3 protein-coding genes and 1 pseudogene are annotated in these 2962 nt (G+C 63.2%); 2 read left to right on the plus strand and 2 right to left on the minus strand.

What is annotated here, in order from left to right:
• Nucleotides 1–589: SDR family NAD(P)-dependent oxidoreductase (locus tag EN984_RS28850; protein ID WP_164765716.1), on the minus strand; the 589-nt coding region annotated here is incomplete at its 3' end.
• Nucleotides 590–721: 132 nt separating this feature from the next.
• Nucleotides 722–1531 (minus strand): IclR family transcriptional regulator, encoded by an 810-nt coding sequence (locus EN984_RS28855; RefSeq protein WP_127266932.1) that lies wholly within the window; start codon nt 1529–1531, stop codon nt 722–724.
• Nucleotides 1532–1715: 184 nt separating this feature from the next.
• Here EN984_RS28855 and EN984_RS28860 point away from each other — a divergent pair, with 184 nt between their 5' ends.
• Together EN984_RS28860 and EN984_RS28865 are read left to right on the plus strand one after the other, a co-directional pair.
• Nucleotides 1716–2729, plus strand: coding sequence for an ABC transporter permease (locus EN984_RS28860; RefSeq protein WP_023811560.1), 1014 nt, complete (start codon nt 1716–1718; stop codon nt 2727–2729).
• A pseudogene (locus tag EN984_RS28865) lies at nt 2729–2962 on the plus strand (D,D-dipeptide ABC transporter permease); the annotation flags it as partial. The gene EN984_RS28860 and the pseudogene EN984_RS28865, both read left to right, overlap by 1 nt.

Raw genomic sequence — 2962 nt, forward strand, 5'->3', positions numbered from 1 at the left:
GCTTGAAGATAGCGGTGCGCACGGCCGCCGGTGTGACGCAATTGACCGTCACCTTGGTCTTGGCCAGTTCCTTGCCGAGCGACTTGGTCAGGCCGATCACCGCGGCCTTCGAGGTGCTGTAGGCCGAAGCGTTGGGATTGCCTTCCTTGCCGGCGATCGAGGCGATGTTGACGATGCGGCCATAGTTGCGCTCGAGCATGTGCGGCACGAGCGCCTTGTTGCAGTAGAAGACGCCGTTGATGTTGATGTCGATGACCTTCTGCCAATCCTCGGTCGAATAGTTCCAGGTCGTCATGTTCGGCCCGGTGATCGCCGCACTGGTGACCAGGATGTCGACACCGCCAAGCGCTTCGATCGCCGACTGCTTGGCGCGTTCCACGCCGGCCGCATCGGCGACGTCGATGGCAACACCGTGGAGGCCGGGAAGGGTGGCTTTGGCCTGTTCGATCTGAGCCGGATCGCGATCCCAGACTGAAACCCGTCCGCCCTCTTCGACAATCCTCTGAGCCACTGCCAGACCGATGCCTGAAGCGCCGCCGGTGATCACCGCCGCTCGACCGCTGAACCGCCCTGTAAAATTCATCGGCATCCTATTTTCCCGATCATCCCAACCCGATGGACGATGACGGCACGCGACCGCCATACCATCGACTGCGACTGTGCGGTCCCCATCAGGCGAGTTCAAGCCGGCATGCGAGGCCGATCGTCTGGGCCAATCCCGTTACCCGGGATTTCCCTCGAGCTCTCTGCCCAGCGCCTTCACCATCGCCACCAGCGCCGGTCCGATCTCGGCATGCGCGCGCTCTTCCGTGATGATCTCGCCGATGCCGCCGCAGGTGATGGCAACCAGCGGCGAGCCGTCACTCGGACGGAACGGCACGCCGACCGCATGAATATAGCTGTGCCAGGCGCCGAACGACGTCACATAGCCCTTGTCTGCATACTGGGCGATCGCATCGTCGATCGCCGCCCCGATCATCGCCGCCCTGTCCGGCTCGGCCTCCTGCAAAGCCTCCACAAGGCGAGCGCGCTCCTCAGGTGAAAGGGCCGCCGCATAGGCCAGCCCCATCGATGTCTTCCAGATCGGCAGGTAGGAGCCTGGATTGAGGCGCAGCGTGACAAGGCTCTCCGACCGGCAATTGGCCAGATAGACCATGTTGAGGCTGTCGCGCGTGCCGAGCGCCACCGCCGCACCGGTCAGGTCGGCCAGCGGCTGCATCAGCGGCCGGGCGACGTGAACGACGGCGCTGGAACTGAGCGCCGAATAGCCCAGCGCCACGGTGGCGGGTCCCAGGCTGTAGCGGCCAAGGTCCTTGTCGTAGAGGAGATAGCCGAGCGCGCTTAGCGTATAGGTGATGCGTGAAACCGTGGCCTTGGGCAGGCCGGTGCGGGCAATGATGTCCTGGTTGCCGAGTGAGGCATCGCCCGGGCGGAAGGCGCGCAGGATGCCGAGCCCGCGCACCAGCGACGACGAAAGCTGCGCGCCTTCGCCTTCAAGCTCCGTCTCGTCCCTGGTGGCTCGCTTGCGCACGCTGAGGTCTTTCTGGCGTCGTCGTCCGCCTGTCGGGCCAGCGTCGCCGGCGTTGTCTAAAAAATGAAATTAAATTCCATTTATATTGACAGGCGCTTTCCCCCACTGTCAATATGCTTCCCTCGATGGCATCTCCAAGCGCCCTGTGCCATCTTACGAAGCCCCTCCTTGTGAAGGTAGCCACGTGTCTCGCTATATTTTGCGCCGGCTTATCGCCATGCCGTTTCTGGTGCTCGGCATCGTCACCATCGCCTTCCTGATCACTACGGTGACCAAGGGCGATCCGCTGACCGCGATTGTCGCCGAACAGCAGATGAGCAACCCCGAAGTGGTGGCCGCCGCCAAGGCGCGCTGGGGTCTCGATCGTCCTTTGCCGGAACGCTATATGATATATCTTGGGAATCTGCTGAGCGGCGATCTTGGCACCTCGTTCATCACCAAGCGCAATGTCGGCACCGACATTCTCTACCGCTTGCCGGCAACGCTCGAACTGGTTTTCGCTGCGATGATCTTCGGCACCACGCTCGGCATTGTGCTTGGTGTGCTGGCCGCCTATTTCCGCAACAGCCTGATCGATCATGGCGCGCGGCTGTTCGCCTTGTTCGGCTCTTCGCTGCCGGTGTTCTGGTCGGGGCTCGGCCTGTTGTTCATCTTCTCCGTCATGCTGAACTGGCTGCCGGGGCCGGGCAGGGTCGATGCCCGCCTGGCATTGCCGCCCGGCATCACCGGCTTCCTGACCATCGATTCGCTTCTGGCTGGCGACTGGACCGTCTTCAAGGACGCGCTCTGGCACCTGCTTCTGCCGGCCTTCGTCCTCGGCTGGACGGTTTCCGGCACCATATCGCGGCTGGTGCGCGCCAACATGCTTGATGTGATGAGCCGCGAGTTCGTCCTCACCGCGCGCGCCAAGGGGGCGAGCGAATTCCGCGTCGTCATCGTCCATGCGTTGCGCAACACCATGGTACCGACCCTGACCGTCATCGGCTATTCCTTCGCCTATCTGATCACCGGCGCGGTGCTGACAGAAACCATCTTTTCCTGGCCCGGCATGGGCTCCTATGCCGTCGAGGCGGCGCGCGCGCTCGACTTCCCGGCGATCATCGGCGTCACCATCGTCGGCGGCCTCGCCTTCCTGGTCACCAACCTCATCACGGACATCCTCTACGTGGTGGCCAATCCGCGCGTGAGGTTGAGCTGATGTCGGCGGTCACAACCAAATCCCATTCCGCCGCTGTTCCCGAATGGCTGACCGCGCCGTTGGTCATCGGCACGGTCGTCATCCTGTTCTGGCTGTTCATGACCGTCTTCGCCGCCTTAATCGTGCAGTTCGATCCGCTCGAAATGGTCGCGCGCCGCTTGCAGCCGCCGAGCTGGGCGCACTGGCTGGGCACCGATGCTCTCGGCCGCGATGTTCTCGCCCGCACCTTGCAC

It is taken from the genome of Mesorhizobium sp. M7A.F.Ca.CA.004.12.1.1 (assembly GCF_003997835.1).
GTDB lineage: Bacteria > Pseudomonadota > Alphaproteobacteria > Rhizobiales > Rhizobiaceae > Mesorhizobium.